The sequence below is a fragment of the Pseudosulfitobacter pseudonitzschiae genome (assembly GCF_900129395.1).
Classification (GTDB): domain Bacteria; phylum Pseudomonadota; class Alphaproteobacteria; order Rhodobacterales; family Rhodobacteraceae; genus Pseudosulfitobacter; species Pseudosulfitobacter pseudonitzschiae.
The window spans coordinates 631,838-653,407 of the sequence record NZ_FQVP01000003.1 but is presented as its reverse complement, the minus strand read 5'-3'; the positions used below and the strand labels follow the sequence as shown (position 1 = coordinate 653,407).

General features: G+C 64.9%; 23 protein-coding genes. 6 read left to right on the top strand and 17 right to left on the bottom strand.

Features of this window, described 5'->3' with window-relative positions; translation table 11 throughout:
* Positions 1–34: 34 nt before the first annotated feature.
* From BUC08_RS11370 to BUC08_RS11355, 4 genes are all read right to left on the bottom strand, one after another.
* Entirely contained in the window at positions 35–1,588 is a 1,554-nt protein-coding gene (locus BUC08_RS11370) for a class I adenylate-forming enzyme family protein (protein WP_037923716.1), read from the bottom strand.
* Positions 1,589–1,683: 95 nt separating this feature from the next.
* Positions 1,684–2,412, bottom strand: coding sequence for a maleate cis-trans isomerase family protein (locus BUC08_RS11365; RefSeq protein ID WP_051694082.1), 729 nt, complete (start codon positions 2,410–2,412; stop codon positions 1,684–1,686).
* On the bottom strand, positions 2,409–3,539 hold the full coding sequence (locus BUC08_RS11360) for a M24 family metallopeptidase (protein WP_037923719.1): 1,131 nt from the start codon (positions 3,537–3,539) through the stop codon (positions 2,409–2,411). The genes BUC08_RS11365 and BUC08_RS11360 overlap by 4 nt, the downstream gene beginning before the upstream one ends.
* A gap of 3 nt (positions 3,540–3,542) precedes the next feature.
* Positions 3,543–4,568, bottom strand: a complete 1,026-nt coding sequence (locus tag BUC08_RS11355; protein WP_037924573.1) for a pyridoxal-phosphate dependent enzyme — start codon at positions 4,566–4,568, stop codon at positions 3,543–3,545.
* A gap of 328 nt (positions 4,569–4,896) precedes the next feature.
* Here BUC08_RS11355 and BUC08_RS11350 point away from each other — a divergent pair, with 328 nt between their 5' ends.
* Positions 4,897–5,769, top strand: coding sequence for a delta-class carbonic anhydrase (locus tag BUC08_RS11350; RefSeq protein WP_143186717.1), 873 nt, complete (start codon positions 4,897–4,899; stop codon positions 5,767–5,769).
* A 54-nt stretch (positions 5,770–5,823) separates the two neighbouring features.
* On the opposite strand, the gene BUC08_RS11345 is transcribed toward BUC08_RS11350, so the two are convergent.
* The 4 genes from BUC08_RS11345 to BUC08_RS11330 form a co-directional block, all read right to left on the bottom strand.
* Complete coding sequence (locus tag BUC08_RS11345) at positions 5,824–6,042, bottom strand: DUF6500 family protein (protein ID WP_037923722.1); 219 nt, start codon at positions 6,040–6,042, stop codon at positions 5,824–5,826.
* Between the two features lie 74 nt (positions 6,043–6,116).
* Positions 6,117–6,872, bottom strand: a complete 756-nt coding sequence (locus tag BUC08_RS11340; protein WP_037923724.1) for an SDR family NAD(P)-dependent oxidoreductase — start codon at positions 6,870–6,872, stop codon at positions 6,117–6,119.
* A gap of 13 nt (positions 6,873–6,885) precedes the next feature.
* Entirely contained in the window at positions 6,886–7,923 is a 1,038-nt protein-coding gene (locus BUC08_RS11335; RefSeq protein ID WP_081855338.1) for a transketolase family protein, read from the bottom strand.
* Positions 7,920–8,771 carry a transketolase gene (locus BUC08_RS11330; protein ID WP_037923725.1) on the bottom strand — a complete coding sequence of 284 codons (852 nt, stop codon included), beginning with the start codon at positions 8,769–8,771 and terminating at the stop codon, positions 7,920–7,922. Before BUC08_RS11330 ends, BUC08_RS11335 begins: the two co-directional genes overlap by 4 nt.
* A 154-nt stretch (positions 8,772–8,925) precedes the next feature.
* Between BUC08_RS11330 and BUC08_RS11325 the strand changes: the two genes are divergently transcribed.
* The gene (locus BUC08_RS11325; protein ID WP_037923728.1) at positions 8,926–10,266 is read left to right on the top strand and encodes an NAD(P)H-dependent oxidoreductase; all 1,341 of its coding nucleotides are present in this window, start codon (positions 8,926–8,928) and stop codon (positions 10,264–10,266) included.
* A gap of 43 nt (positions 10,267–10,309) precedes the next feature.
* Here the strand turns inward: BUC08_RS11325 and BUC08_RS11320 are convergent, their stop codons facing one another.
* The 6 genes from BUC08_RS11320 to BUC08_RS11295 all read right to left on the bottom strand — a co-directional run bounded on the left by BUC08_RS11320 (position 10,310) and on the right by BUC08_RS11295 (position 16,145).
* Positions 10,310–11,047 (bottom strand): hydroxypyruvate isomerase family protein, encoded by a 738-nt coding sequence (locus BUC08_RS11320; RefSeq protein WP_037923730.1) that lies wholly within the window; start codon positions 11,045–11,047, stop codon positions 10,310–10,312.
* Positions 11,047–12,537 carry a UxaA family hydrolase gene (locus BUC08_RS11315; RefSeq protein WP_037923732.1) on the bottom strand — a complete coding sequence of 497 codons (1,491 nt, stop codon included), beginning with the start codon at positions 12,535–12,537 and terminating at the stop codon, positions 11,047–11,049. Before BUC08_RS11315 ends, BUC08_RS11320 begins: the two co-directional genes overlap by 1 nt.
* A 4-nt stretch (positions 12,538–12,541) precedes the next feature.
* A complete protein-coding gene (gene otnC, locus BUC08_RS11310; RefSeq protein WP_037923733.1) occupies positions 12,542–13,189 on the bottom strand; it encodes a 3-oxo-tetronate 4-phosphate decarboxylase in 648 nt (215 codons plus the stop codon).
* Positions 13,186–14,433, bottom strand: coding sequence for a 3-oxo-tetronate kinase (gene otnK, locus BUC08_RS11305; protein ID WP_037923735.1), 1,248 nt, complete (start codon positions 14,431–14,433; stop codon positions 13,186–13,188). The genes otnC and otnK overlap by 4 nt, the downstream gene beginning before the upstream one ends.
* Positions 14,430–15,329 (bottom strand): L-threonate dehydrogenase, encoded by a 900-nt coding sequence (gene ltnD / locus BUC08_RS11300; protein WP_037923736.1) that lies wholly within the window; start codon positions 15,327–15,329, stop codon positions 14,430–14,432. The genes otnK and ltnD overlap by 4 nt, the downstream gene beginning before the upstream one ends.
* Positions 15,330–15,413: 84 nt before the next feature.
* Positions 15,414–16,145, bottom strand: a complete 732-nt coding sequence (locus BUC08_RS11295; RefSeq protein ID WP_037923738.1) for an SDR family oxidoreductase — start codon at positions 16,143–16,145, stop codon at positions 15,414–15,416.
* An 87-nt stretch (positions 16,146–16,232) separates the two neighbouring features.
* Between BUC08_RS11295 and BUC08_RS11290 the strand changes: the two genes are divergently transcribed.
* Positions 16,233–16,700 carry a hypothetical protein gene (locus BUC08_RS11290; RefSeq protein ID WP_143186716.1) on the top strand — a complete coding sequence of 156 codons (468 nt, stop codon included), beginning with the start codon at positions 16,233–16,235 and terminating at the stop codon, positions 16,698–16,700.
* Between the two features lie 110 nt (positions 16,701–16,810).
* Here the strand turns inward: BUC08_RS11290 and BUC08_RS11285 are convergent, their stop codons facing one another.
* A complete protein-coding gene (locus BUC08_RS11285) occupies positions 16,811–17,410 on the bottom strand; it encodes a TetR/AcrR family transcriptional regulator (RefSeq protein ID WP_037923743.1) in 600 nt (199 codons plus the stop codon).
* Between the two features lie 54 nt (positions 17,411–17,464).
* Here BUC08_RS11285 and BUC08_RS11280 point away from each other — a divergent pair, with 54 nt between their 5' ends.
* Positions 17,465–17,905 (top strand): VOC family protein, encoded by a 441-nt coding sequence (locus BUC08_RS11280; RefSeq protein WP_037923746.1) that lies wholly within the window; start codon positions 17,465–17,467, stop codon positions 17,903–17,905.
* 64 nt (positions 17,906–17,969) lie between these two features.
* Here the strand turns inward: BUC08_RS11280 and BUC08_RS11275 are convergent, their stop codons facing one another.
* Positions 17,970–18,887: an NAD(P)-dependent oxidoreductase gene (locus tag BUC08_RS11275; RefSeq protein ID WP_037923748.1), complete on the bottom strand. Its 918-nt coding sequence runs from the start codon at positions 18,885–18,887 to the stop codon at positions 17,970–17,972.
* Positions 18,888–18,911: 24 nt separating this feature from the next.
* Positions 18,912–19,670, bottom strand: coding sequence for an SDR family oxidoreductase (locus tag BUC08_RS11270; protein WP_037923750.1), 759 nt, complete (start codon positions 19,668–19,670; stop codon positions 18,912–18,914).
* A 171-nt stretch (positions 19,671–19,841) separates the two neighbouring features.
* On the opposite strand from BUC08_RS11270, the gene BUC08_RS11265 reads away from it, so the two are divergent.
* A complete protein-coding gene (locus tag BUC08_RS11265; protein WP_037923752.1) occupies positions 19,842–20,438 on the top strand; it encodes a LysE family translocator in 597 nt (198 codons plus the stop codon).
* A 59-nt stretch (positions 20,439–20,497) separates the two neighbouring features.
* Positions 20,498–21,463 carry a D-erythronate dehydrogenase gene (gene denD, locus BUC08_RS11260; protein WP_037923753.1) on the top strand — a complete coding sequence of 322 codons (966 nt, stop codon included), beginning with the start codon at positions 20,498–20,500 and terminating at the stop codon, positions 21,461–21,463.
* The last annotated feature ends 107 nt before the right edge of the window (positions 21,464–21,570 follow it).

Sequence of the window (21,570 nt, the reverse complement as noted above, 5' to 3'; positions counted from 1 at the left end):
CACCCCTCGGTTCGGGCGCAACAAACCTGAGGGGTCACGGCCAATACGCCGCCCGCAAATCCTTTTTCAGAATCTTCCCGATCGAACTGCGCGGCAGCACGTCGCGCACTTCGACCGCGCTCAGCCGGTGGCTCTTGCCCAGCTTCTCGTTCGCCCGTGCGCGGATATCGTCCCCCGTCGCATCGGACCCTTCGCGCAGCACCACCAGCCCCAGCGGCGTCTCGCCCCATTGCTCGGAGGGCACGCCGATCACGGCGGCGTCGGTCACGTCCGGGTCGGCCAGCAGGATCAGTTCCAGATCGTTGGCATAGATGTTCAGACCGCCCGAGATGATCATGTCCTTCTTGCGGTCTGACAGCACCAGAAAGCCGTCTTCGTCAAAGGCCCCCATATCGCCCGAGCGGAAGTAGACCTCGCCCTCGGCGTTGCGCCACAGGGTCTCTTCGGTCAGGTCGTCGCGGCCGAAATAGCCCGCCATCATCGTCGGCGACCGCCCACAGATTTCGCCCACCTCACCGGGGGCCACTTCGCGCCCGTCCTGTCCGATCAGGCGGATGTCACAATTGGGTGCGGGTTTGCCAACGGTGTGCAGCTTGGTCGGGTTCTCGTCCGCGATCAGCACGGTCACCCCGCCGCCTTCGGTCAGCCCGTAGTATTCCACCAACTTGCCCGGCATCTGCGCCAGAACCTTCTGTTTCACATCCGCCCGCAGCGGGGCCGACGTGGACAGCTTCAGGCGCATCGCGCTGAGGTTATAGTCGGCAAAGTCAGGCAGTTCGACGATGCGCTTGTATTGCACAGGCACCAGCATTGTATGCGTGGCCGCCTCGGCTTCGGCCAGCGCCAGCCAGCCTTGGGCGTCGAACTTGGACATCAGGATCACGGTCGATCCGCCCACAAGCGTCGGCAGAAAGGCCACGATGGTCGTGTTGGAATACAGCGGCGTGGAAATCAGCGTGCGTGCGGCATCGTCATAGCCGTTGGCGGTCACGCGGTCCATCTGGGCGGCCCGCAGGAAATGGGTGTGAAAGATGCCCTTTGGCGTGCCCGTGGTGCCCGAGGAATAGATCAGGTTGAACCCGTCGCCCATCTCGACCGGCACCATAGGGTCGATGGTATCAGCTGCCTCCATCACCGCCGGATAGCTTTCGAACCCGTCAGCGTCGAAATCCAGCGCGATGCGTGTGATGTCCATCCCATCGATGAAGGGCACCAGATCGCGGTAGGTCTCGGCCAGGCAGAACACCCGCGCGCCACAGTCCTGCACCATCTTCTCCAGCGCCGAGGAGGACGCCATCGTCGACAACGGCACCACACATCCACCGGCCCGCAGGATGCCCATGAACAGCACCGCATAGGCTGCCGAGTTCGGCGACAGCACCGCCACCCGGTCGCCCCGCGTCACGCCCCGCGCGATCAGCATGTTGGCAGCCCGGTTGATGGCCGTATCGAACTCTGCCCAGCTCAGCCGTGTGCCGTCGCAGACCACCGCGTCGCGGTCGGGGTTGATCTGTGCCACCCGGCGCACCGCTGCGACCACCGTTTCGCTGGGAATGTTTTCCGGCATCTTCGGGATGATTTCTAGCATGGGGCCTCCTCCGCTCCGTGTCGGCGCGATCCTTGCGCGGGACGCGCGCGATTTCCAGCCCCCAAGCGGTCGGCGGACCGCACCGTGACGCAGGGTCAGGCCGTGGCCAGAAACCGCCCCGGCCCCGCAACCCGAACCGAGGCCAGCTGTGCCATATGCCAGGCCAGAACCAGGTTTGACGACAACACCGGCAGGTCAAGCGCGGTTTCCAGCCGGTCGATCACCGGCAACGTCCGCAGGTTGGTGCAGGACAGGAACAGACCGTCCACCTCGGCACCGGCGCACAGGTCCATAGATGCGTCGACAATCGCCTCCGGCGCGATGCGCACGACCTTGGCCTCTTCGGCCTCGGCAAAGGTGCCAAAGACGGGAGTGTCCACGCCCTGTTGCGCCAGAACGTCGCGCAACTGTTCCGACACCGCCTCGACATAGGGGGACAACAGCGCCAGCCGCCGGATGCCCAAATGCGCACAGGCCGCAACCAGCGCGGATACGGGATCGGTCACCGCCCCGACCTGCCTGCCCTGCCGGACCAGCCGCGCGATCTGCACTGGCCCGATCTGGGCTGCACCCGACGTGCAGCCATAGGCCACCGCCGCAAGATCCGCAGCGGGCGGCAACAGCGCCGCCGCACTGCCCAGATGCGCGGCCATCTCGGCCAATGTCTCGCGGGTCACGCGTGCATCACTGGGCACGCGGCTGACATAGAGTTGCGCATCGCCCAGCAAGCGGCGCATGTCGCCCTCGATCGTCTCGTCCACCTGCAACACCACCAACCCCAGCGACGGCCCCACGTCGACGCTGTCATAGGGATATGTGGTCACAGCTGAACCATATGTTCGTCACTGGGAATGCTCAGCCATTGCGGGCCATCTGCGGTGATCACGATGTTTTCCTCGTGCACCAGCATCCGGCCCGGTGCCACTGCGATCCCCGGCTCCAGCGTCAGCACCATGCCCGGCTCCAACACTGTATGATCGGCGGGCATAAGCGACGGCCATTCCGTCAACTGCATCCCCAACCCATGCCCCGAGCGTCCCGCGTCCGATCCGCCCGCGCCACCCGTCACCACGCGGTCCATGGCGTGAAACAGGTCTGCTGCTGTGGCGCCGGGTTGGGCCGCCTCGAACCCCACTTCGGTCGCTTCGATCAGCCGAGCGTGGGCGTCGTGCGCCGCTTGACCCACGTCGCCCACCGCAAAGTTGCGGTCGAAATCGCAGAAATACCCCGCCTTGACCGCACCGGTGTCCAGCATCAGCACATCGCCGTCCATCAACGGCGCATCGGTCGCGGGCGAGATCACGTCACCATAGCCACCCTGCCCTGCGGCCCCTGCCAGATAGGGCACCCAATCGGCCCCTTCGGTCAGCAACAGGATCTGAAAGCGGCGGAACGCCTCGGACAGCGGCAGGCCCGCGCCGATGACCTCGGGCACCCGGTCGAATGCGGCGTTGGCGATCTGGCAGATGGTGGCAATGCGGTCGATTTCGGCGTCGGATTTGATCAGCCGCAGGCGGTGCATGATCCCCGCGTCGTCGCGAAAGGTGGCGGCGGTTTGCAGCGCGGCCCATGTGTCCAGCGGCATCCTCAGGTGGGTCTCCGCGCCGCTGGGCACACCGACAGGGCCATCAACCTCGGCCAGCGCATCGCGCAGCAGGCTGATACCGTCATCCCCGGGCTGCGGGCTGCGCCACGTGCGGATGTCGGTGATCCAGCTTTGCCCCATCAGATGCGCGCCAATGGACGGGATCACCGCGACCGGATCGCCGCTGGCCGGCACGATCAGAAACCACGGGCGCGCCGGGCTTTCCCAGAAACGGGTCAGGAAACCGGTGAAATAGCGCACTTCGGGTTCGGTGGTCAGCAGCAAGGCCGCCAGCCCGGCGCGGTCCATCATCGCCTGGGCGCGGTGCAAGCGGGCGCGGTATTCTTCGGGGGCGAAATCGGTCATCGGTTATTCGGGTCCTTCGCTGAGAATACACAGAGCACGGGCGCTTTCATCAAGGCCCAGAGCCTGCGCCCCGGCCAGCAGCCCGGCCACCCCCGCAGCCCCCGAAGGTGTCGAGGCCAGCCCATGCTGTGCGCAGGCCGCAGCCCCAGCCGCGCCCTCATCCTCGGAAATCAACGCGAACACGTCCGCATCCCGCGCCAGTCCTTTCAAGGCGATCAACGACGGCGCCTTGCAGTCCAGCCGCCCCATGGCGGACACCGGCCCCTGGGCCGTCACGGCCTTGCCCGCGCTCACCGACGCGTGCAGCGCAGGCGCGGCCTCGGGTTCCACCACGATGATCTGCACCGCTTCGCCCCACGCCTTGCGCGCCAGCGCAGCACAGGCTCCGGCCAACCCGCCGACACCCGCCTGCAGGAACAGATGAGTCGGCGGCTGGGGCATCTGGCGGATCGCCTCATCCATCAGCACAAGGTAACCCTCCATCAGCCGGTGTGGGCGGTCGTAATAGTCCTCCCACGAACTGTCGGACAACAGGGCGAACCCTTCGCTTTCGGCGGCGGCCATTGCGGCGGCCATGCTGTCTTCGTAAATCGCGCCTTCGCGGCGCACCTCGGCCCCGATGTCGCGCAACCGCGCGGCAAAGGCTTCGGGCACTGTCTCGGCGATATAGACCACCGCCCGCGCGCCAAAGGCGGCGGCACCTGCGGCCACGCTCATCCCGTGATTGCCCGCGCTGGCGGTCACATATGTGCGCCCCCTTGCCATCCCGTCACTGGCGTCGCAGGCAATGACATAGGCCGCGCCCAGCGCCTTGAAGCTGCCCAGCCCCATGCGGTTCCGCTCGTCCTTGATGTGCAGGCTGCCAACACCTGCCGCTTCGGCCAGCGCCGGGGCGTCCACCAAGGGGGTCGCCCCCGCCACGGGACATTGCGCCACCAACAACGCCGCCCGTGCGGCATCGACCGAGGGGGCGGGCACATCCAAGGGGACATCGACAGGGCGGCGCGGGGTGTTGTGCAGGATGTTCATCATCCCATTAGGGGCGGCGACAGGCATGGGCGTCAAGCGGCAATGAGCGGAACGGGCAAAGCGACGCGACCTGTGCGCAAAACACACCTCAGCCGAACGAGTCGTGTTCACGAAACGATCACGCACTCCATCGATTGCGTCGCGCAAAATGAAATAACTTTATATGATTTCAGCATCTTAATCTGCGAAATTCCACCACACAACAGCGTGAATTTACTTTCCGATCCGCGAGGCGCTGATTTGTGAAAGATGCCGTCCTGCGGGGGTTGGTCACGACACCCCCCTGCCCAAAGAACCGCATCACCGTAAAAAGTATGGGAAAATCATCATGACCAAAAGAACGCTCCCGGTGCTGGCCACAGCCACTGCCGCCCTTTTCGCGTTGAACAGTTTTGCCATGGCAGCCGGCGCAGTCCACACTGCCGTATCCGACGACGTCATCGCACAACAGCGTGCCGCATTGGCAAAGAACACCGAGAGCGCAGGCTTTGGCCCGCAGGCCCCGCGCGACATCGACTCGGTCGCGGGCACCAACCACCGCGTTTTTGCCCCGGCCCCCGCCTATACGCAGATGAACCTGTGCGACATCCACTTTCACGAAAACGCCGAACATCGCGGCGGCGAGTTCACCCATTACGCGGGCAACGGCGACGGTCATGGGTATGACACCGGCTATCAGTACACCGGCCAGTTGACGCCGGAAGAGTTGAAACCGCTGGATCATCCCGTGGGCAAGACCGAACACGGCGACCTGCAGCCGGGCGACACCATCGAGGCGCATTTCGTCTATTCCACCGCACAGGCCAAGCCTGGCCCGACCCTTGGCACCTGTCTGAGCGATGCGATCAGCAACCCGCAACTGCGCGTCGAGGCACAGGTTTTCGTGCTGGTGAACGATCCGAATGCGCTGGATTTCAATACGCTGGCGGATGTGGAGACCGTGAACGGCTTGTATCAGGCGCCCAACATCCCCACCGACACCGGCACGCCGGTGGTCTATGCAGGCTCGACCACCGGTCCGGGCTATGACGAGACCGGCTCGCCCTATGAGGTGACGTGGAGCGTGCACCCCAAGGTGGCGCGCGTTGACATCAACTCGGTGGACAAATGGCTGGGCCATAACGTGTTCGAAGAAGACCACGCACATGGCGTGCGCAATCTGGTGACAAACCCTGCGTTGTTGTCGCAGATCGACCAGTAGTCAAAGGTCTGGTCGCGAAGATACCCGAGCGTCTGAGACAACGTTGCACGCCGGTCAGCGACCTGCGTGCAGCATCTCGCGTATCTTCGCGGCCTTTTCAAAATGATCAAGCTGGTGGGTCTTGATCCACCATGTTGCCGCTTCCATCAACAAATCGGGATCGTCATTGCGGTTCGCAAAGAACGCATAGAACGACAGGCCGACGCTTTCGCCCTTTTGCGCGATCTTGCGGTCGCAGATGGCGATGGCCTTTTGGCGCAGGTCCGGTCTCATGGCGGCGGGTCCTTTGGGAGGGCAACATATCCGGCCCTTATTGCCTGCGACCCATTCGGGAAACAAGCTGCGCGCTAGTGGATCAATGATCCGCCGTTCACGTCCACCTCGGACCCGGTGACATAGGCGGACAGGTTCGACGCCAGAAACAGCGCACAGCCTGCCACATCCTCCGCCGTCCCAGCGCGCCCCATCGGGATGCCTGCCAGCACCTGCGCACGCATGTCGTCGGTCAGCTTGCCCGCCGTGATGTCGGTGGCGATAAACCCCGGACAGATCGCATTCGACCGCACCCCTGCAGCCGCCAGTTCACGCGCCATCGCCTTGGTCAGGCCCAATATCCCCGCTTTGGCGGCGGAATAATGCGGCCCGCCAAAGATGCCCCCACCCCGTTGCGCCGACACGGACGACATGTTGACGATACTGCCCTGCCCACGGGACCGCATATGCGGGATCACCGCCTGTGACATGTAAAGCGTCCCGCGCAGGTTCACATCCAGCACCGCGTCGTAATTGTGCGGCGTGATTTCCATCAGCTTCAGCGGTTGGGTGATGCCCGCGTTGTTCACCAGAACATCCACCTGCCCCCATTGCGCGATGATGTCCGCCACCACCGTGTCGCAGGCGGCCTTGTCCGTCACGTCGCACACGCCCGAAGTGTGCCCCGCCCCGGGCAGGTCTGCCGCCGCCTCTGCCGCCTCGTCCGCGTCCAGATCCAGTATCGCCACCCGCGCGCCATGCTGTGCGAACAGCCGCGCGGTGGCCTTGCCCAGACCGCGCGGGCTGGCCGCACCCGTAATGATCGCCGTCATTCCATCCAGAAGTTTCATCGCCTCTTCCCCCTCACAGCCATGATTTCACCGCAGCCGCGACCGCGCTGACCGAAATCCCGTATTGGTCGTGCAACGTGGGCAACGCCCCCGCGTCCAGAAACGCATCGGGCAAGCCGATCTGGCGGAACGGCACATGCACGCCAGCCCGCATCAGCGTGGCAGCCACCGCCTCGCCCAAGCCGCCCGTGACCGAATGGTTCTCGGCCGTCACAACCAGTCGGCCACCTTTGGACGCCTCGGCGATGATGGTTTCCGTATCCAGCGGCTTGATCGTCGGCACGTGCAGCACCGCGCAATCCACGCCGTCCTTTTGCAGCGCCCTGGCCGCGTCCAGCGTGCGCATGGTCATCAGCCCGGACGACACGAACAAAACATCGCACCCGTCGCGGAGCACCTGCGCGCGGCCCAGCTTGAACTGATAGCCGTATTCGCCCAGCACATTCGGCACCTGCCCGCGCAACAGACGCATATAGACCGGCCCCGGCGTATCCGCGATGGCGCGCGTGGCCTGATCGATCTCGACCGCGTCGCAAGGGTCGATGATGGTCAGGTTCGGCATCCCCCGCATGATCGCCATATCCTCGGTCGCCTGATGGCTGGGGCCATAGCCCGTGGTCAGGCCGGGCAGCGCGCAGACGATCTTGACCGGCAGGTTTTCCTCGGCAATCGCCATGATGATGAAATCATAGGCGCGGCGCGACGCGAACACCGCGTAAGTGGTGGCAAAGGGCGTGAAGCCCTCGCGCGCAAGACCGGCGGCGGCGCTGATCATCACCGCCTCGGCCATGCCCATCTGGTAGAACCGGTCGGGGTAGGCGTTGGCAAAGACATGCAGATCGGTGTATTTCGACAGGTCCGCCGTCAGCCCGACAATGTCCTCACGGGTTTTGGCGATGTCCACCAACGCGTGCCCGAACGGGGCGGCAATGGTGTCGCGCCCTTCGGCGTCCAGCGAGGCGATCATGGCCGATGTGGCCACCCGTTCGCCCTGTGGCACGCTGCGGGCCGTGTATTTCGACTGGCGGCGGGACAGTTCCTGCGGTTTCATTGCGGTTTCTCCCCGTCCAGTATCTCCAGCGCCTTGGCCCATTCCTCTGGCTCGACCCGCACGAAATGGGTGATCTCGCGGCTTTCCAGAAAGGGAATGCCCTTGCACATGGTGGTGTTGCAGATGATCACGCGCGGCTGTGCGCCGTCGTGGTTGCGTGCCGCGTCAAAGGCCGCGACGACCGCGTCCAGGTCGTTGCCGTCCACCTCTTGCGCATGCCAGCCGAAAGCCTGCCATTTGGCCGCCTCGGGCACCTGCGCCAGTGCCGCGCGCGTGGGCCCGTCCGCCTGCTGGTTGTTGAAATCGACAATGGCAATCAGGTTGTCCAGCTTCCACTGCACCGCCGACATCACCGCCTCCCATGTCGATCCTTCGCCCAATTCGCCATCGGACAGCATGTTGTAGACAAAGGCCGGGTTCTGCTTGCGTTTCAGCCCCAGCGCCATGCCCACCGCAATGCCCAGCCCGTGGCCCAGCGAACCGCCGGTGATTTCCATGCCGGGCGTATAGGCGGCCATGCCCGACATCGGCATCCGGCTGTCGTCCATGCCATAGGTTTCCAGCTCGTCCTCGGGCAAAATCCCGGCCTCGATCATCGCGGCATAAAGCGCGATGGCATAGTGTCCGATCGACAACAGGAACCGGTCGCGCCCTTCCCATTCGGGCTCGTCGGCGCGGTAGGTCAGCGCGTGGAAATAGGACACCGCCAGCACATCCGCCACGCCCAGAGCCTGACCGATGTACCCCTGTCCCTGCACCTCGCCCATACGCAGCGCATTGCGCCGGATCGCCCAGGCCCGCCGCGCCAGGCTGACGTTCGATCCATGCTTGGCAGCACCCGTGGTCATGGCTGTGTCCTCTCCCTTGGTCCAGGATCAGATGGCATCATGCAGGGGCATCAAACAATTAAATTTTCTTAACTATTTCATAAGAACCGCTTCAATGTCATGCCCTGCCCCTCGTGCTAGCGTCAGCGCAAACAGCACGAAAGGACAGCCGCCCATGAACCTCAAACCCCTTCTCGCCGCGCGCCGCGACGCGGGCCGCCCCGTGCGTGTCGGCCTGATCGGAGCGGGCAAGTTCGGCTCAATGATCCTGGCGCAGGCGCGGTTCATCGATGGCTATCACATTGTCGGCGTCGTCGATCTGGACGTGGACAAGGCACGCGGATCGTTCAAACGCACAGGCTGGGATAACGCGCAATACGCCGCGCCCACCATGGCGCAGGCGATCCAGACCGGCACCACCTGCATCACCGACGACGTGGCCGCCCTGCTGGCCTGCGACGACATCGAATGCATCATCGAGGCCACCGGCCACCCCCTTGCAGGCACCCGTCACGCGATGGCCGCCATCGACGCGGGCAAGCACGTGGTCATGGTCAATGTCGAGGCCGACGTGCTGTGCGGTGCCGTTCTGGCCAACCGCGCCGCGCAACAGGGCGTGGTCTACTCCATGGCCTACGGCGACCAGCCCGCCGCGATTTGCGAGCTGGTGGATTGGGTCCACGCCTGCGGGTTCGAACTGTGCGCCGCTGGCAAGGGCATGAACTTTGCCCCGCCCTACCGCTATTCCACCCCCGACACGGTCTGGGGCTATTTCGGCTGGAGCGAAGAAGAGGTGGCCGCAGGCGACTTTAATCCCAAGATGTACAATTCATTCACCGATGGCACCAAGGCCGCCATCGAAATGGCCGCTGTCGCCAATGCCACCGGCCTGGATTGTCCCGAGGATGGTTTGGCCTTTCACCCCGCAGGGCTGCACGATCTGGCCACGGTATTTCGCCCCGAAAGCGAAGGCGGCAGGCTGGCGCGGGCAGGTCTGGTCGATATCGCCTCCAGCCGTGAACCGGACGGGCGCGTGGTGCTGAACAACATCCAGTATGGCATGTTCGTCACCTTCCGCGCGCCCGATGAATACACCCGCGCCTGCTTTCAGCAATACGGCCTGCTGACCGATCCGAGCGGCTGGTACGGGTCGATGTGGCGGCCTTTCCACCTGATCGGGCTGGAAACCTCGGTATCGGTGCTGAACGCCTGTTTGCGCGGCGAGGCAACGGGGTCGTCCACCCGCTGGCGCGGCGACGCGGTGGCCACTTCCAAGGGCGATTTTGCCGCCGGTGACACTCTGGACGGCGAAGGCGGCTTCAAGGTCTGGGCCAAGGCGATCCCCGCCAGCCAATCCCACCGCCTGAACGCCCTGCCCATCGGGCTGGCACACCATATCAAGCTGAAACGCCCGATCAAACGCGACCAGATCGTGTGCCTGGACGATGTGGAGATCACGGACGACAAGGACATCTTCGAGATGCGCGCGGCACAGGCGGCGTTTCTGGAGGGGTAAGCGGCCTTCAGCATTGATCTCACAAGAGGCCGATGGCGCCCCCTCACATCCAACCCAACGTCGCCTCCGTCGGCCCAACGGGCCGATACTCCGCCCCAACGGGCGTATCCCAGCCCAGCCGCTCCAGCACCTCCCAGACATGGGGGTAATGCAATTCCCCATGATCCGGCGCACCGCGGTCGGGGACCGAGGCCACCTGCACGTGCCCGATCAGCCCCAGCAGCCGTTCCAGCCGGTGCGTCACGTCGCCCTCCATCAGTTGCACATGGTAGCAGTCGAACATCAGCTTCAGGTTCGCGGCCCCCACCTCGGCAATGATCGCTTCGGCCTGCGTCGTGGTGCGCAGGAAATAGCCCGGCGCGTCGTAGTGGTTCAGCGGCTCGATCAGGATCGTCCTCCCGTCAGCCCTGTCGCAGGCATAGCGCAGGGTCTCGACAAAGGCCGCATGGGCCTCAGGGCCTTCGGCAAAGCCCGCCATCACATGCACGGCCCCGGCGTCGGTCGCGGCAGCATAGGCGAGCGCCTCGTCCACCGCCGCGCGGGCCTCTGCCCCGCGACCGGGCAGCGCAGACAACCCGTTTTCGCCCGCCGCCCCGCGCCGCGTGTTCAGGCCCAGCATCGGCAGCCCCGTCTCGCGCAGCGCCGCAGCCACCTCTTGTGCAGGCACGTCATAAGGCCAATGGCATTCCACCGCCTGAAACCCCGCTGCCGCCGCCGCGCGGATCGCATCGGGCAGCGGCAGCTCTGTCCACAAAAAACCCAGGTTTGCCGAAAACCGCATCACATCACCGCCCCGATCTGCCAAGGCACGAATTCATAATCGCCCAGCCCCTGCGCCTCGGATTTGCTGGCCTCGCCCGAGGCCATGCGCAACCACATTTCGTAAATCTCGCGCCCCACCTCCTCGACGCTGCGGCCTTCGGACAGGATGGTGCCTGCGTTCACGTCCATGTCTTCGTGCAGTCGGGTGTACATTTCGGTGTTGGTCGCCACCTTCATCGACGGCGAGGGTTTCGCGCCAAAGGCCGAGCCGCGACCCGTGGTAAAGCACACCAAGGTGCAACCGCTGGCGATCTGGCCGGTGACCGACGCTGGGTCGTATCCGGGACTGTCCATGAACGTGAACCCGCGTGCCGTCACGGGTTCGGCGTATTTATAGACCCCCATCAATGGGGTCGTGCCCCCCTTGGCCACCGCCCCCAGCGATTTTTCAAGGATGGTGGTCAGCCCGCCCGCCTTGTTGCCGGGGCTGGGGTTGTTGTCCATCGAGCCACGATTGCGGGCTGTGTAATCCTCCCACCAGTGGATCAGGTCCACCAGCTTGTCGCCCGTGGCGCGGTCGTGGGCGCGTGCGGTCAGCAGGTGTTCGGCGCCGTAAACCTCGGGCGTTTCGGCCAGCACGCCGGTGCCGCCCTGCGCCACCAGCAGATCGCAGGCATGGCCGACAGCCGGGTTCGCCGTGACCCCCGACCACGCGTCGGACCCACCACATTGCAGCGCCACCATCAACTCGGACGCAGGTGCAGGTGCGCGCGTGGCCTTGTTCACCTCGGGCAGCATGGCGGTGATCTTCTTCACCCCCAGTTCGACACAGCGGCGCAGGCCCCCCACGTCCTGAATGTTCATCGTCTGGAACAACGGGCCCGGCGTCAGGCCATAGGCCTCGATCAGCCAGTCGATCTGCATCATCTCGCAGCCCAGACCCGCCAGCAGCGCGCCGCCCACGTTGGGATTGCGCGCATAGCCCCACAGCGTGCGCTGCAACACCTCAAAGCCGGTGCCATCGCCGCCCATCGCGCAGCCGGTGCCATGGACAAAGGCCACCACGCCGTCGACATTGGGATAATCCGCCAGCTTGTCCGGCGTGAAATGCGCCGCGATCTGGCGCGCCGCCGTGGCCGAGCAGTTCACCGAGGTGAGCACCGCGATATAGTTGCGCGTGCCGACACGGCCATTGGCGCGGTGATAGCCCTGAAAGGTGTCCTGCGTGGTCGCGGGGGTCACGGGCCGCAGGTTGGTGCCGAATTCATATTCGGTATCGACGGCGCGGAATTCCAGATTGTGCGTGTGCACATGCGCACCTTGGGCAATGTCCTCGGCGGCATAGCCGATCAGGTTGGCGTATTTGCGCACGGCTTGCCCTTTGGCGATGGGCTGCGTCGCCATCTTGTGGCCGCGCGGGATCAGCATGGTGGCGCCTTCCTCGCCCACTTGCAGCGGCTGGGTGGCGGTGACGACATTGTCGTCGGCAGACAGTCGAACGGTCTTCATGGTCTCACTCCCAATCCACGTCAAAGCGGGTGACGATGTCGTTGATCTGCGCATCGCTCAGCGGACGGCGCGGCAGGCCATGCGTCAGCAGCGCCAGCCGTGCGGTGTCTTCCAGTTCCTCGATCGCGTAACAGGCGGCTTCCACGTCCTTGCCCGCCACCACCGGCCCGTGGTTGGCCAACATCACCGCCGAGCGTTTCCCCGCCAGTCCGCGCACTGCGTCGCCCATCGCCGGATCGCCGGGCAGGAACACCGGCAGCAGCTTGACCTTGCCCAGTTTCATGATCGCATAGGGTGTCAGCGGCGGCAGGAAATTGTCGGGGTCCACACCCTCAAGCATCGACAAAGCCACCGCATGGCACGAATGCAGATGCACCACCGCGCCTGCCGTGCTGCGTGTCTCGTAGAACGCCGAATGCAGCGGCATTTCCTTGGTCGGCTTGTCACCGCCCACATGGATGCCTTTGCTGTCGAACAGCGACAGCCGCGCCGGGTCAAGGCGGCCAAAGCTGGACCCCGTCGGCGTCACCAACAGCCCGCCATCGCCGGTACGAGCTGAGATGTTGCCCGAAGAACCACCCGTAAGCCCCCGATCATACAGCGATTTCGCCAGCGTACAGATCAACTCGCGCAGGTCGGCCTCGGCGCTCATGTGTCCAATGTCCCCAATGCGGTGGCAAAGAAATCTTCCGTGCCGAAATTCCCCGATTTCAACGCCAGCGCCACGTCATACCCGCCGCTGCTGGCTGCACACCACGGCACGCCGGGGGCGATCTCGGGACCGATGTCCAGCCGCGTCACGCCCAGCGCCTGTGTCACTGCGCCCGCGCTTTCACCGCCCGCCACCACGAACCGCCGTGTGCCCGTGTCGCGCGCGGCGATGGCGATCTGGCCCAGCGCGTCCTCGACCACCGCGCCGGCCTTGTCACGGCCCAGCTTGTCCTGTGCGGCGCGCACCACGTCGGGGGCCGCCGTCGCGTAAATCATCGGCGCGCCCGATTGCACCGCCAACCAGTCCAGCACCGGCTGCACCCCGTCGCGCACCAGCGCCAGCGGGTCCAACTGATAGCTGGGGTTGGCAGCAGCATAGCGCGCCACCTGCGCCTGTGTCATGGCCGAGCACGACCCCGACAGCACCAGCGCAGGCCCCTCCGCCGCGCGCCACGTTGCCGCCGCGCCGCCGTCCTGCAAAAGCCCCGCCGCGCGGTAGAGATCCGGCAGCGGCATCGCCACCGCACTGCCTCCGGTCATCAGAACCGCATCGCGGCAGGCCTCGGCGATCACATAAAGATCACTGTCCGCCACCGCATCCACAACCACATGCGGCGCGGCCAGCGCCAAGGCATCGCGCAGCGCATCCGCCCCGCGCGCCACCGTCAAACGGTCGATCAGCCCCACGTCCCGCGTCACCTGCGGGGCCAGCAGCCGCATCAGATTGCTGTCGCGCATGGGTGTCAGCGGATGGTCCTTCATCGGGCTTTCGGCCAGCGGCACCTGCCCCACGAACAGGTTGCCCATGAAAATCGTGCGCCCGTTTTCAGGAAAAGCCGGGCAATAGATCGTCTGCCGCGCCCCTGTGGCCTCCATCAACGCCTCGGCCACGGGGCCGATGTTGCCCTGCGCCGTGCTGTCAAAGGTCGAACAATACTTCCAGAAGAACCGCTTTGCCCCCGCCTGCGCCAGCCATCCCTGCGCCGCGCGCGCCTGTGCCACAGCCTCGGCCACAGGGGCCGTGCGGATCTTCAGCGCGATCACTTCGAACGGCGCGGCATCCTGCACCGGTCCCTCGGGCACGCCGATGCGCAAAGACACCCGCGCCCCGCTGCGCGCCAGCAAGCCGGCCAGATCGGTGGCCCCGGTAAAATCGTCGGCAATCGCGCCCAGAACCGTGCTCATGCGTCCCCCGGCAGGGTGATCCCGGCGTTGCGGGCGTAAACCTTGGCCACCGCCGCGTCATCCTCGCGGCCCAGACCCGAGCCCGACGCCGCCAGCCATTGCTGCAAAGCCGCCGCCGTGATCGGCGCACCGAACTTCGCCGACTTGGCAATGTCCATGACAATCCCCAGATCCTTGGGCCAGATGTCCACCGCACTCAGCGGTGTGTAATCCCCGTCACGCACATGCGGCCCGCGACTTTCCAACGCCCAGGACGTTCCGGCACATTGCGAAATCACCTCCAGAAACTGATCCGGTTCAACCCCTTGGGTCATGCCGAATGTCATCGCCTCGGCCATGGCGGCGATGTGGATGCCCACCAGCATCTGGTTCACCGCCTTCATCGACGATCCGGCACCGACCGTATCGCCCAGTTCGAACACCCGCTCGGCCATCGCCTCGAGCGCGGGGCGCGCACGGTCAAAGGCCGCTGCCGATCCCGACGCCAGAATCGACAAGGTTCCGTCGGCTGCACGGATGGTCCCACCCGACACCGGCGCATCCAGATATTCCAGCCCCAGGTCCGCGCAACGCGCCGCCATGTCGCGCGCAAACTCCGGCGGCACCGTGGCGCAGGCCACCACGACCGTGCCCTTGGCCAGCTTGCCCGCGATGCCGTTGGCCCCGAACAACACGTCCTCGGTCTGCGCCGCATTCACCACCACGACCACAACCGCGTCCAGCGTCGCGGCCACCTCTTCCAGCGTGCCCTCTGCCCCGCCTGCAGCCCGGAACCGCGCCACGGCGTCGGCGTTCACGTCAAAGCCGTGCGTCACCAGACCGGCGCGCACCAAAGCCCCCGCCATGCCGCCGCCCATCGCACCAAGACCAAAAATGGCCACCGTCCCTCGTGTCATCCGACACCTCCTCGCTTGAACCTTGCAGGTCCGGCCCCCGACGACCTTGACCGTCGCAGCGCCCGCTGACCGCCCCGCCGTATGTCAGCCGCGCCCGATATAGGGCATGTTCGTCGCCATCACGGTCATGAACTGCACGTTCGCGTCCAGCGGCAGGCTGGCCATATGCAGCACCGAGGAGGCCACGTTGGCCACATCCATCACCGGTTCGATCGCATTCGATCCGTCCGCCTGCGGCACGCCCTTGGTCATCTTCGCCGCCATGTCGGTCAGCGCGTTGCCGATGTCGATCTGCCCGCAGGCAATGTTGAACCGCCGTCCGTCCAGCGAAATGGTCCGCGTCAGACCCGTCACCGCGTGTTTCGACGCCGTATAGGGCGCCGAGCCCCAGCGCGGGACATAGGCGCTGACCGAGCCGTTGTTGATGATGCGCCCGCCCTGCGGGTCCTGTTTGCGCATCTGGCCAAAGGCGGCACGCGCCGCGATGAACGCCCCCATGATGTTCACGTCCAGCAGGTTGCGAATATCCGCCACCTTCAGCTCGTCCAGCGGCGCACCGCCCAGCGACACGCCCGCGTTGTTGAACAGGGCATCAAGCCGCCCCCAGGCCTGCACGGCCTTGCCAAAGGCCGCATCCACTGCATCCTCGTCGGTCACGTCACAGGGCAGCACCAGCGCGCCGCTGTCACCTGCGGTCTCCTCCAGCGCCGCCGCGCGCCGCCCGACCAGCCCCACGTCCCAGCCTGCGTCGATAAAAGCCCTGGCCGTGGCGCGTCCCACGCCGCTGCCGGCGCCGGTGATGATGATGGATGGCATATTCACTCTCCCGATGTGCTCAGTGCTTGCCGCAAACTGGCAACTTGGTATACCATTTGCAAGAAGAATACGCAGCAAGGGCCCCCGATGAGATTAATGACATACACCGCGATGCTTGCCGCATTGTGCAACCCTGTCGCGGCACAGGTGGCGGGGGCCGAGGCCTGCCTTGCCGCAGCGCTCAAGGATGGCACCGACCCCACGCTCTGCGTCGAGCCGTCGGATGCCGCCTGCATGGACAGCGCGCCCGAAACGCCTGCGGTCAGCACCGCCTGTTTTGCGGAAACCCGTGCGCAATGGGGGGCGGCCATCGGCAAACGCGTGAAAGCGCTGCCCGAGGACACCGCCGCCACCGTCGCCCGGATCGAGGCCAAATACGAAGTGATCGGCGGCATGGTGCAATGCGACCGGATCGAGGCATTGGCCAAGGCGGCCTCGGACCTCGACGGCGCGCAGATCGCGCTGCAAAAGGAACGCTGTCTGTCCCGCGCCACCGCCCTGACCTATGTGCGCCTGTTCGCACGCACGCATCCTGAAGAGCCCGCATCGGACTGATCCGCAGCGCAAAAGATCACACCGATGGGTTCGCCCCCTCCGCCCGGTGGGATGGCCCTCGCCTTGTGGGCTGTCAGAATACGTGCAGGGTGCCGAACAAATGCAAATGGCTAACCCCGTTGATCCCCCGCTCCCAACAGTGCCAGCCCCTGTGCAACCAAGGCCGCTGCAAAGTCCCTGTCCAAAGGCAAGTGGCCCACAAGCAGACGGTAGAATATGGGGGCATAGATCATGTCCAGCACGACTTCGGTGTCGCGGGGGGCTGCGATCTCTCCTGCTTTGACGGCTTGAGATATGGTCGCCCGGCCGATCTCACGCCCTGACAGGATCACGCGATTGCGAAAGGCGCGGGTCATTTCGCTGTCCCGATCCGCGGCCGCAAGCGCAAGTCCGATTTGCCGCCCCCGCGTGGTCGCAAAAGCCGTCACGATGGACATAACCTGATGTTCCAAACGCTCGGACAGCGCACCTGTTGCCTGCACGGGCTCTGTCGGCTGGCTTTCCATGAGCGCCGCCATCGCCAATTCACTGGCATTGGCCCAATTCCTGTAGATGGTCGGCTTGCCGACACCCGAACGGGCAGCGACCGCATCAATGGTCAGCCGTCCGAAGCCCAGATCCATCAGGATTTCAACAGCCGCTTTCAGCGCCTTTGATCTGGCGGCCTTGCTGGGGGGGCGACCGCGGGTATTTGGTTTGTCTTGACTCATTTAATTACGAAACGTAACGTAAATAAAAATCCGGTGCAAGCAGAGGATTCCCTGATGTCTCTTTCAATCGTCCCGTACCTCGTCACAAAAGGCGCAAAAGACGCCATCCAGTTCTACACCACGGCATTCGGCGCAGTGGAAGAGTTCCGCATGACGGACCCCGGCGACGGCAGGATCGGCCATGCCGAGTTGCTGATTGGCGCCTCGCGCATCATGTTGAGTGACGAATACCCCGATTTCGGTGCGATCAGCCCCGACATGCTGGGCGGAACCGCCGTCACGTTTCACCTGGCAACATCCACAGTTGATGCGGATGTCGAACGGGCCGTGGCCGCCGGAGCGATATTGTTGCGCGCACCTGCGGATCAATCCTTTGGCGAGCGCACCGCGACCCTTCTGGACCCATTCGGCCACAGGTGGATGGTGTCGCAGACCATCGAGGCTGTCTCGCCCGAGGAAATGCAAAAGCGCTGGAACGACGACACGTCGGCCTGACTGGCGGCGTTGCCGAGCTTCGACAGGCCAGGCGCAACCCGGCCCGCCGCGCTTCATGGCTTTCTCAGCCCCGCCCCTTCTTCGCCTCTTCTTCCATGTCCATCCCGTTCAGCGCCGCCACGTGGTCGGTGATCTTGGGCACGTAATCCTGCCCCTTCCCGCTGGCGTCGACATGGGCGAAATACTGTTTTGCTGCCGACGCCATCACGGTCATGATCCCCGCACCATCCGCCATCGCGTTGACATAGCGCAGGTCCTTGGCGGCATTCGAGATGGTGAACTTGTGCACCTCTTCGCGGTCCACGGCATAGGTCATGAACGTCTCGAAAAATCCGTTGGTCAGCCGCGATGACCCGATCACCTCGCGCAGCTTAGCAGGCGGGATGCCCACGCTGGCGCCCAGCACCGTGGTTTCGGCATAAAGCGCCGCATACCCCATCGAGATAAAGTTCATCAGCAGCTTCATCTTGTGCCCTGCCCCCGTGTCACCGACATGGGTGATATTGCCCGCCCAGCACTCCAGCACCGGCCTGATCCGGTCGAATGTCGCATCGTCACAGCCCACCATCGCGTCCAGCGTGCCGGCCTCGGCCTCTTTCGGGGTCCGGCCCAGCGGCGCATCCACCAGCGTGCCGCCCGTCTGCGCCAGTTCCTCGGCCAGCACGGCGGTCGAGGTCGGGTCCGCCGTGGTGGTATCAATCACGATCAGCCCGGCCCGCGCGCCTGCCAGAATACCATCCGGCCCGCGAAACACCGCCTCGACCTGTTCCGAGTTGGACAGGCACAGATGGATCACATCGCAATTCTGCGCCAGTTCCCGCGCTGTCGCGGCCTCTTGCGCGCCCATGCCCACCAGATCCTCCACCGGCGCACGGTTGCGGTTGCCCTTGACCCACAAGGGATAGCCCTTTTGCAGCAGATTCTTGGCCATGCCATGACCCATGAAACCGACGCCGATGAAACCGATGATGCTCTTGCTCATGTGATGCTCCTCCCAAAGCTGTGCCTAAAGACTGGCGGTGATCCCGCCGTCGACGAAAATGGTCTGCCCGTTCACGAAACTCGACGCCTTTGACGACAGGAACACCGCCGCCCCCACCAGCTCCTCGACCCGCCCCCAGCGACCTGCCGGGGTGCGTTTCTCCAGCCACTCGGTGAATGCAGGGTCCGCAACCAGTGCCGCGTTCAGCGGGGTCTCGAAATAGCCCGGCGCGATGGCGTTGCAGTTCAGCCCGTGCCGCGCCCAATCGGTCGCCATGCCCTTGGTCAGGTTGGCAATCGCGCCCTTTGAGGCGGTGTAAGGCGCGATGCCGGGACGCGCCAAGGCGGTCTGCACCGAAGCGATGTTGATGATCCGCCCGTGCCCTTGCGCAATCATATGCCGCGCCGTGGCCTGACCCACGTAAAAGGCCGAATTCACGTTGGTCCGCATCAGCCGGTCAAAGGCTTCGACCTCGAAATCCTCCAGCGGGCCGCGATGCTGCATCCCTGCGTTGTTGATCAGGATGTCGATGGGCCGCGTCTGCACATAGCCGTCGATCGCCGCGCGCACCGCATCGGCGTCGGTCACGTCAAAGGCCAGCGTATCCACATCATGGCCCGCATCCCGCAGCCCCTGCGCCGCCGCCTCCAGCCGCGCGGCATTGCGTGCGTTCAGGACCACCCACGCGCCCGCCTCGGCCAGGCCGCGCGCCAGCGCTGCACCGATGCCCATCGACGCGCCGGTCACCAGCGCCGTGCGCCCGCCCAGATCAAACAGGTCCATATATCCCTCCCAAAGGCATGCAGGTGCCATTGACACCCCGCCTGAATCCGCATTTGATGAAATGGTATACCATTCCATCCCGGTTGCAAGAACCACCGAAAGGCCCGCGATGCTCCATGCCCTGTTCGCCCACGCCGCCCCTGTTCTGCGGCAGGCCGAAGTGTTCGGCGCATGATCCTGTTCGCGGCAGCGGTGTTTTTCCTGCTGATCACCCCCGGCCCCGGCGTGCTGTCCACGGCGGGCGTCGGTGCAGGCCACGGGTTTCGCGCCGGACTGCGCTATCTGACGGGGCTTTTCATCGGCACCAACGTCGTGGCCTTCGGCGTGATCTCGGGACTGGCGGCGGTGATACTGGCCGAACCGGTGGTGCGCTGGGTGCTGATGGGGGCCTCGATTATCTACCTGCTCTATCTTGCCGCCCGTATCGCCTTTGCCGGCAGCAAGGTCGCCTTTATTGCCGCCGCCACCGCGCCGGGGATCGGTGCGGGCCTGCTGTTGCAGGCGATCAACCCCAAGGCCTATGCCGTCAACACCACGCTGTTTGCAGGCTTTCCCTATGCCCCCGACAGCCTGCTGTTCGAAACGATCACGAAACTTCTGATCGTCAACGCCTTCTGGATACCGATCCATCTGGGATGGCTCTGGGCCGGGGCCAGCCTGCACCGCCTGAACCTGTCCGACACAGCCCAGCGGCGCATCAACTATGCAATGGCCGCCGCCATGCTGGGCGTCGTGGCGTTGGCCCTGATCGCGGGCGACACGAGATGACCCGAACCCAACCCCGGCACCGCGTTGCCGCAGACGACTGACCACGAAAAGGGAGAGAGATGAATATTCTGATTATAGGCGGCGGCGGTGTCGTCGGGCAGAAACTGGCCAAGGCACTGGCCGCCAAGGGCACCCTGCGCGGCGCGCCGATCACCCGCCTGACACTGGCCGATGTGATTGACCCCGCGCCAGTCGAGGCCGGCTTTTCGGTCGACACCACCCGCTGCGACATCGCGGATGCGGCCTCTGTCGCTCAGATCGTGACCGCGGACACCGACGTGATCTACCTGCTGGCCGCCATCGTCTCGGCCCACGCGGAGGAGGATTTTGACGCAGGCATGCAGATCAACCTCTTTGGCACCTACAACGTATTGGAACGCTGCCGCACCCTGGGCCACAGGCCGGTCGTGGTCTTCACCTCTTCCATCGCCGTTTACGGCGGCGAGGCGCAGAACCCCTTGGGCGACCACAGCTATCCCAACCCGCAAACCTCCTATGGCGGGCAAAAGGCAATTGGCGAGATCCTCATCAACGACTATTCCCGCAAGGGCTTCATCGACGGGCGCGCCTTCCGCCTGCCCACGATCTCGGTGCGCCCGGGCAAACCCAACCGCGCGGCGTCGTCCTTCATGTCGTCCATCCTGCGCGAACCGCTGAACGGGCAAGAGGCGGTGTGCCCCGTCGATGGCGATTTCCTGCACTATTACCTCAGCCCCCGCAAATGCGCCGACAACCTTGTCAAAGCCGCCGAACTGGACGCCGCCGCCATCGGGCAGAACCGCGCGATGCAGATGCCGGGCAAGGTCTGGTCCATTGATCAGGTGATCGCCGCCATGACCGCCGTGGCAGGCCCCGAACCCGCCAAGCTGATCCGCTGGGAAGCACAGCCCGAGGTCCAGGCGATTGTCTCGGGCTGGCGTTGGGACATCCATGCCGACAAGGCGCTGAGGCTTGGGCTGGAGGCAGATGAGTCATTCGAGGACAACATCCGCTATTACCTTGAAGACGATAAGCCCGCCGGCTGACCCTTTTCCACAGAGCAGCGCCCGATCAAGGACGGGCGCTGCCCCAAACCGCCGCGCCTCATGTCAGAGGCATATGTGCGGCAAGACAGGCCGTCCCAAGGCCCGCC

Coding starts and splice junctions, on each gene's coding strand:
- BUC08_RS11270 (WP_037923750.1), bottom strand. CDS start 19,670: ATGGACCTGTTTGATCTGGGCGGGCGCACGGCGCTGGTGACCGGCGCG.
- BUC08_RS11320 (WP_037923730.1), bottom strand. CDS start 11,047: ATGCGGTTTTCGGCAAACCTGGGTTTTTTGTGGACAGAGCTGCCGCTG.
- ltnD (WP_037923736.1), bottom strand. CDS start 15,329: ATGACACGAGGGACGGTGGCCATTTTTGGTCTTGGTGCGATGGGCGGC.
- BUC08_RS11350 (WP_143186717.1), top strand. CDS start 4,897: ATGACCAAAAGAACGCTCCCGGTGCTGGCCACAGCCACTGCCGCCCTT.
- BUC08_RS11285 (WP_037923743.1), bottom strand. CDS start 17,410: ATGAGTCAAGACAAACCAAATACCCGCGGTCGCCCCCCCAGCAAGGCC.
- BUC08_RS11345 (WP_037923722.1), bottom strand. CDS start 6,042: ATGAGACCGGACCTGCGCCAAAAGGCCATCGCCATCTGCGACCGCAAG.
- BUC08_RS11295 (WP_037923738.1), bottom strand. CDS start 16,145: ATGCCATCCATCATCATCACCGGCGCCGGCAGCGGCGTGGGACGCGCC.
- BUC08_RS11290 (WP_143186716.1), top strand. CDS start 16,233: ATGAGATTAATGACATACACCGCGATGCTTGCCGCATTGTGCAACCCT.
- BUC08_RS11360 (WP_037923719.1), bottom strand. CDS start 3,539: ATGACCGATTTCGCCCCCGAAGAATACCGCGCCCGCTTGCACCGCGCC.
- BUC08_RS11335 (WP_081855338.1), bottom strand. CDS start 7,923: ATGAAACCGCAGGAACTGTCCCGCCGCCAGTCGAAATACACGGCCCGC.
- otnK (WP_037923735.1), bottom strand. CDS start 14,433: ATGAGCACGGTTCTGGGCGCGATTGCCGACGATTTTACCGGGGCCACC.
- BUC08_RS11330 (WP_037923725.1), bottom strand. CDS start 8,771: ATGACCACGGGTGCTGCCAAGCATGGATCGAACGTCAGCCTGGCGCGG.
- denD (WP_037923753.1), top strand. CDS start 20,498: ATGAATATTCTGATTATAGGCGGCGGCGGTGTCGTCGGGCAGAAACTG.
- BUC08_RS11280 (WP_037923746.1), top strand. CDS start 17,465: ATGTCTCTTTCAATCGTCCCGTACCTCGTCACAAAAGGCGCAAAAGAC.
- otnC (WP_037923733.1), bottom strand. CDS start 13,189: ATGAGCGCCGAGGCCGACCTGCGCGAGTTGATCTGTACGCTGGCGAAA.
- BUC08_RS11275 (WP_037923748.1), bottom strand. CDS start 18,887: ATGAGCAAGAGCATCATCGGTTTCATCGGCGTCGGTTTCATGGGTCAT.
- BUC08_RS11340 (WP_037923724.1), bottom strand. CDS start 6,872: ATGAAACTTCTGGATGGAATGACGGCGATCATTACGGGTGCGGCCAGC.
- BUC08_RS11355 (WP_037924573.1), bottom strand. CDS start 4,568: ATGAACATCCTGCACAACACCCCGCGCCGCCCTGTCGATGTCCCCTTG.
- BUC08_RS11315 (WP_037923732.1), bottom strand. CDS start 12,537: ATGAAGACCGTTCGACTGTCTGCCGACGACAATGTCGTCACCGCCACC.
- BUC08_RS11325 (WP_037923728.1), top strand. CDS start 8,926: ATGAACCTCAAACCCCTTCTCGCCGCGCGCCGCGACGCGGGCCGCCCC.
- BUC08_RS11265 (WP_037923752.1), top strand. CDS start 19,842: ATGATCCTGTTCGCGGCAGCGGTGTTTTTCCTGCTGATCACCCCCGGC.
- BUC08_RS11370 (WP_037923716.1), bottom strand. CDS start 1,588: ATGCTAGAAATCATCCCGAAGATGCCGGAAAACATTCCCAGCGAAACG.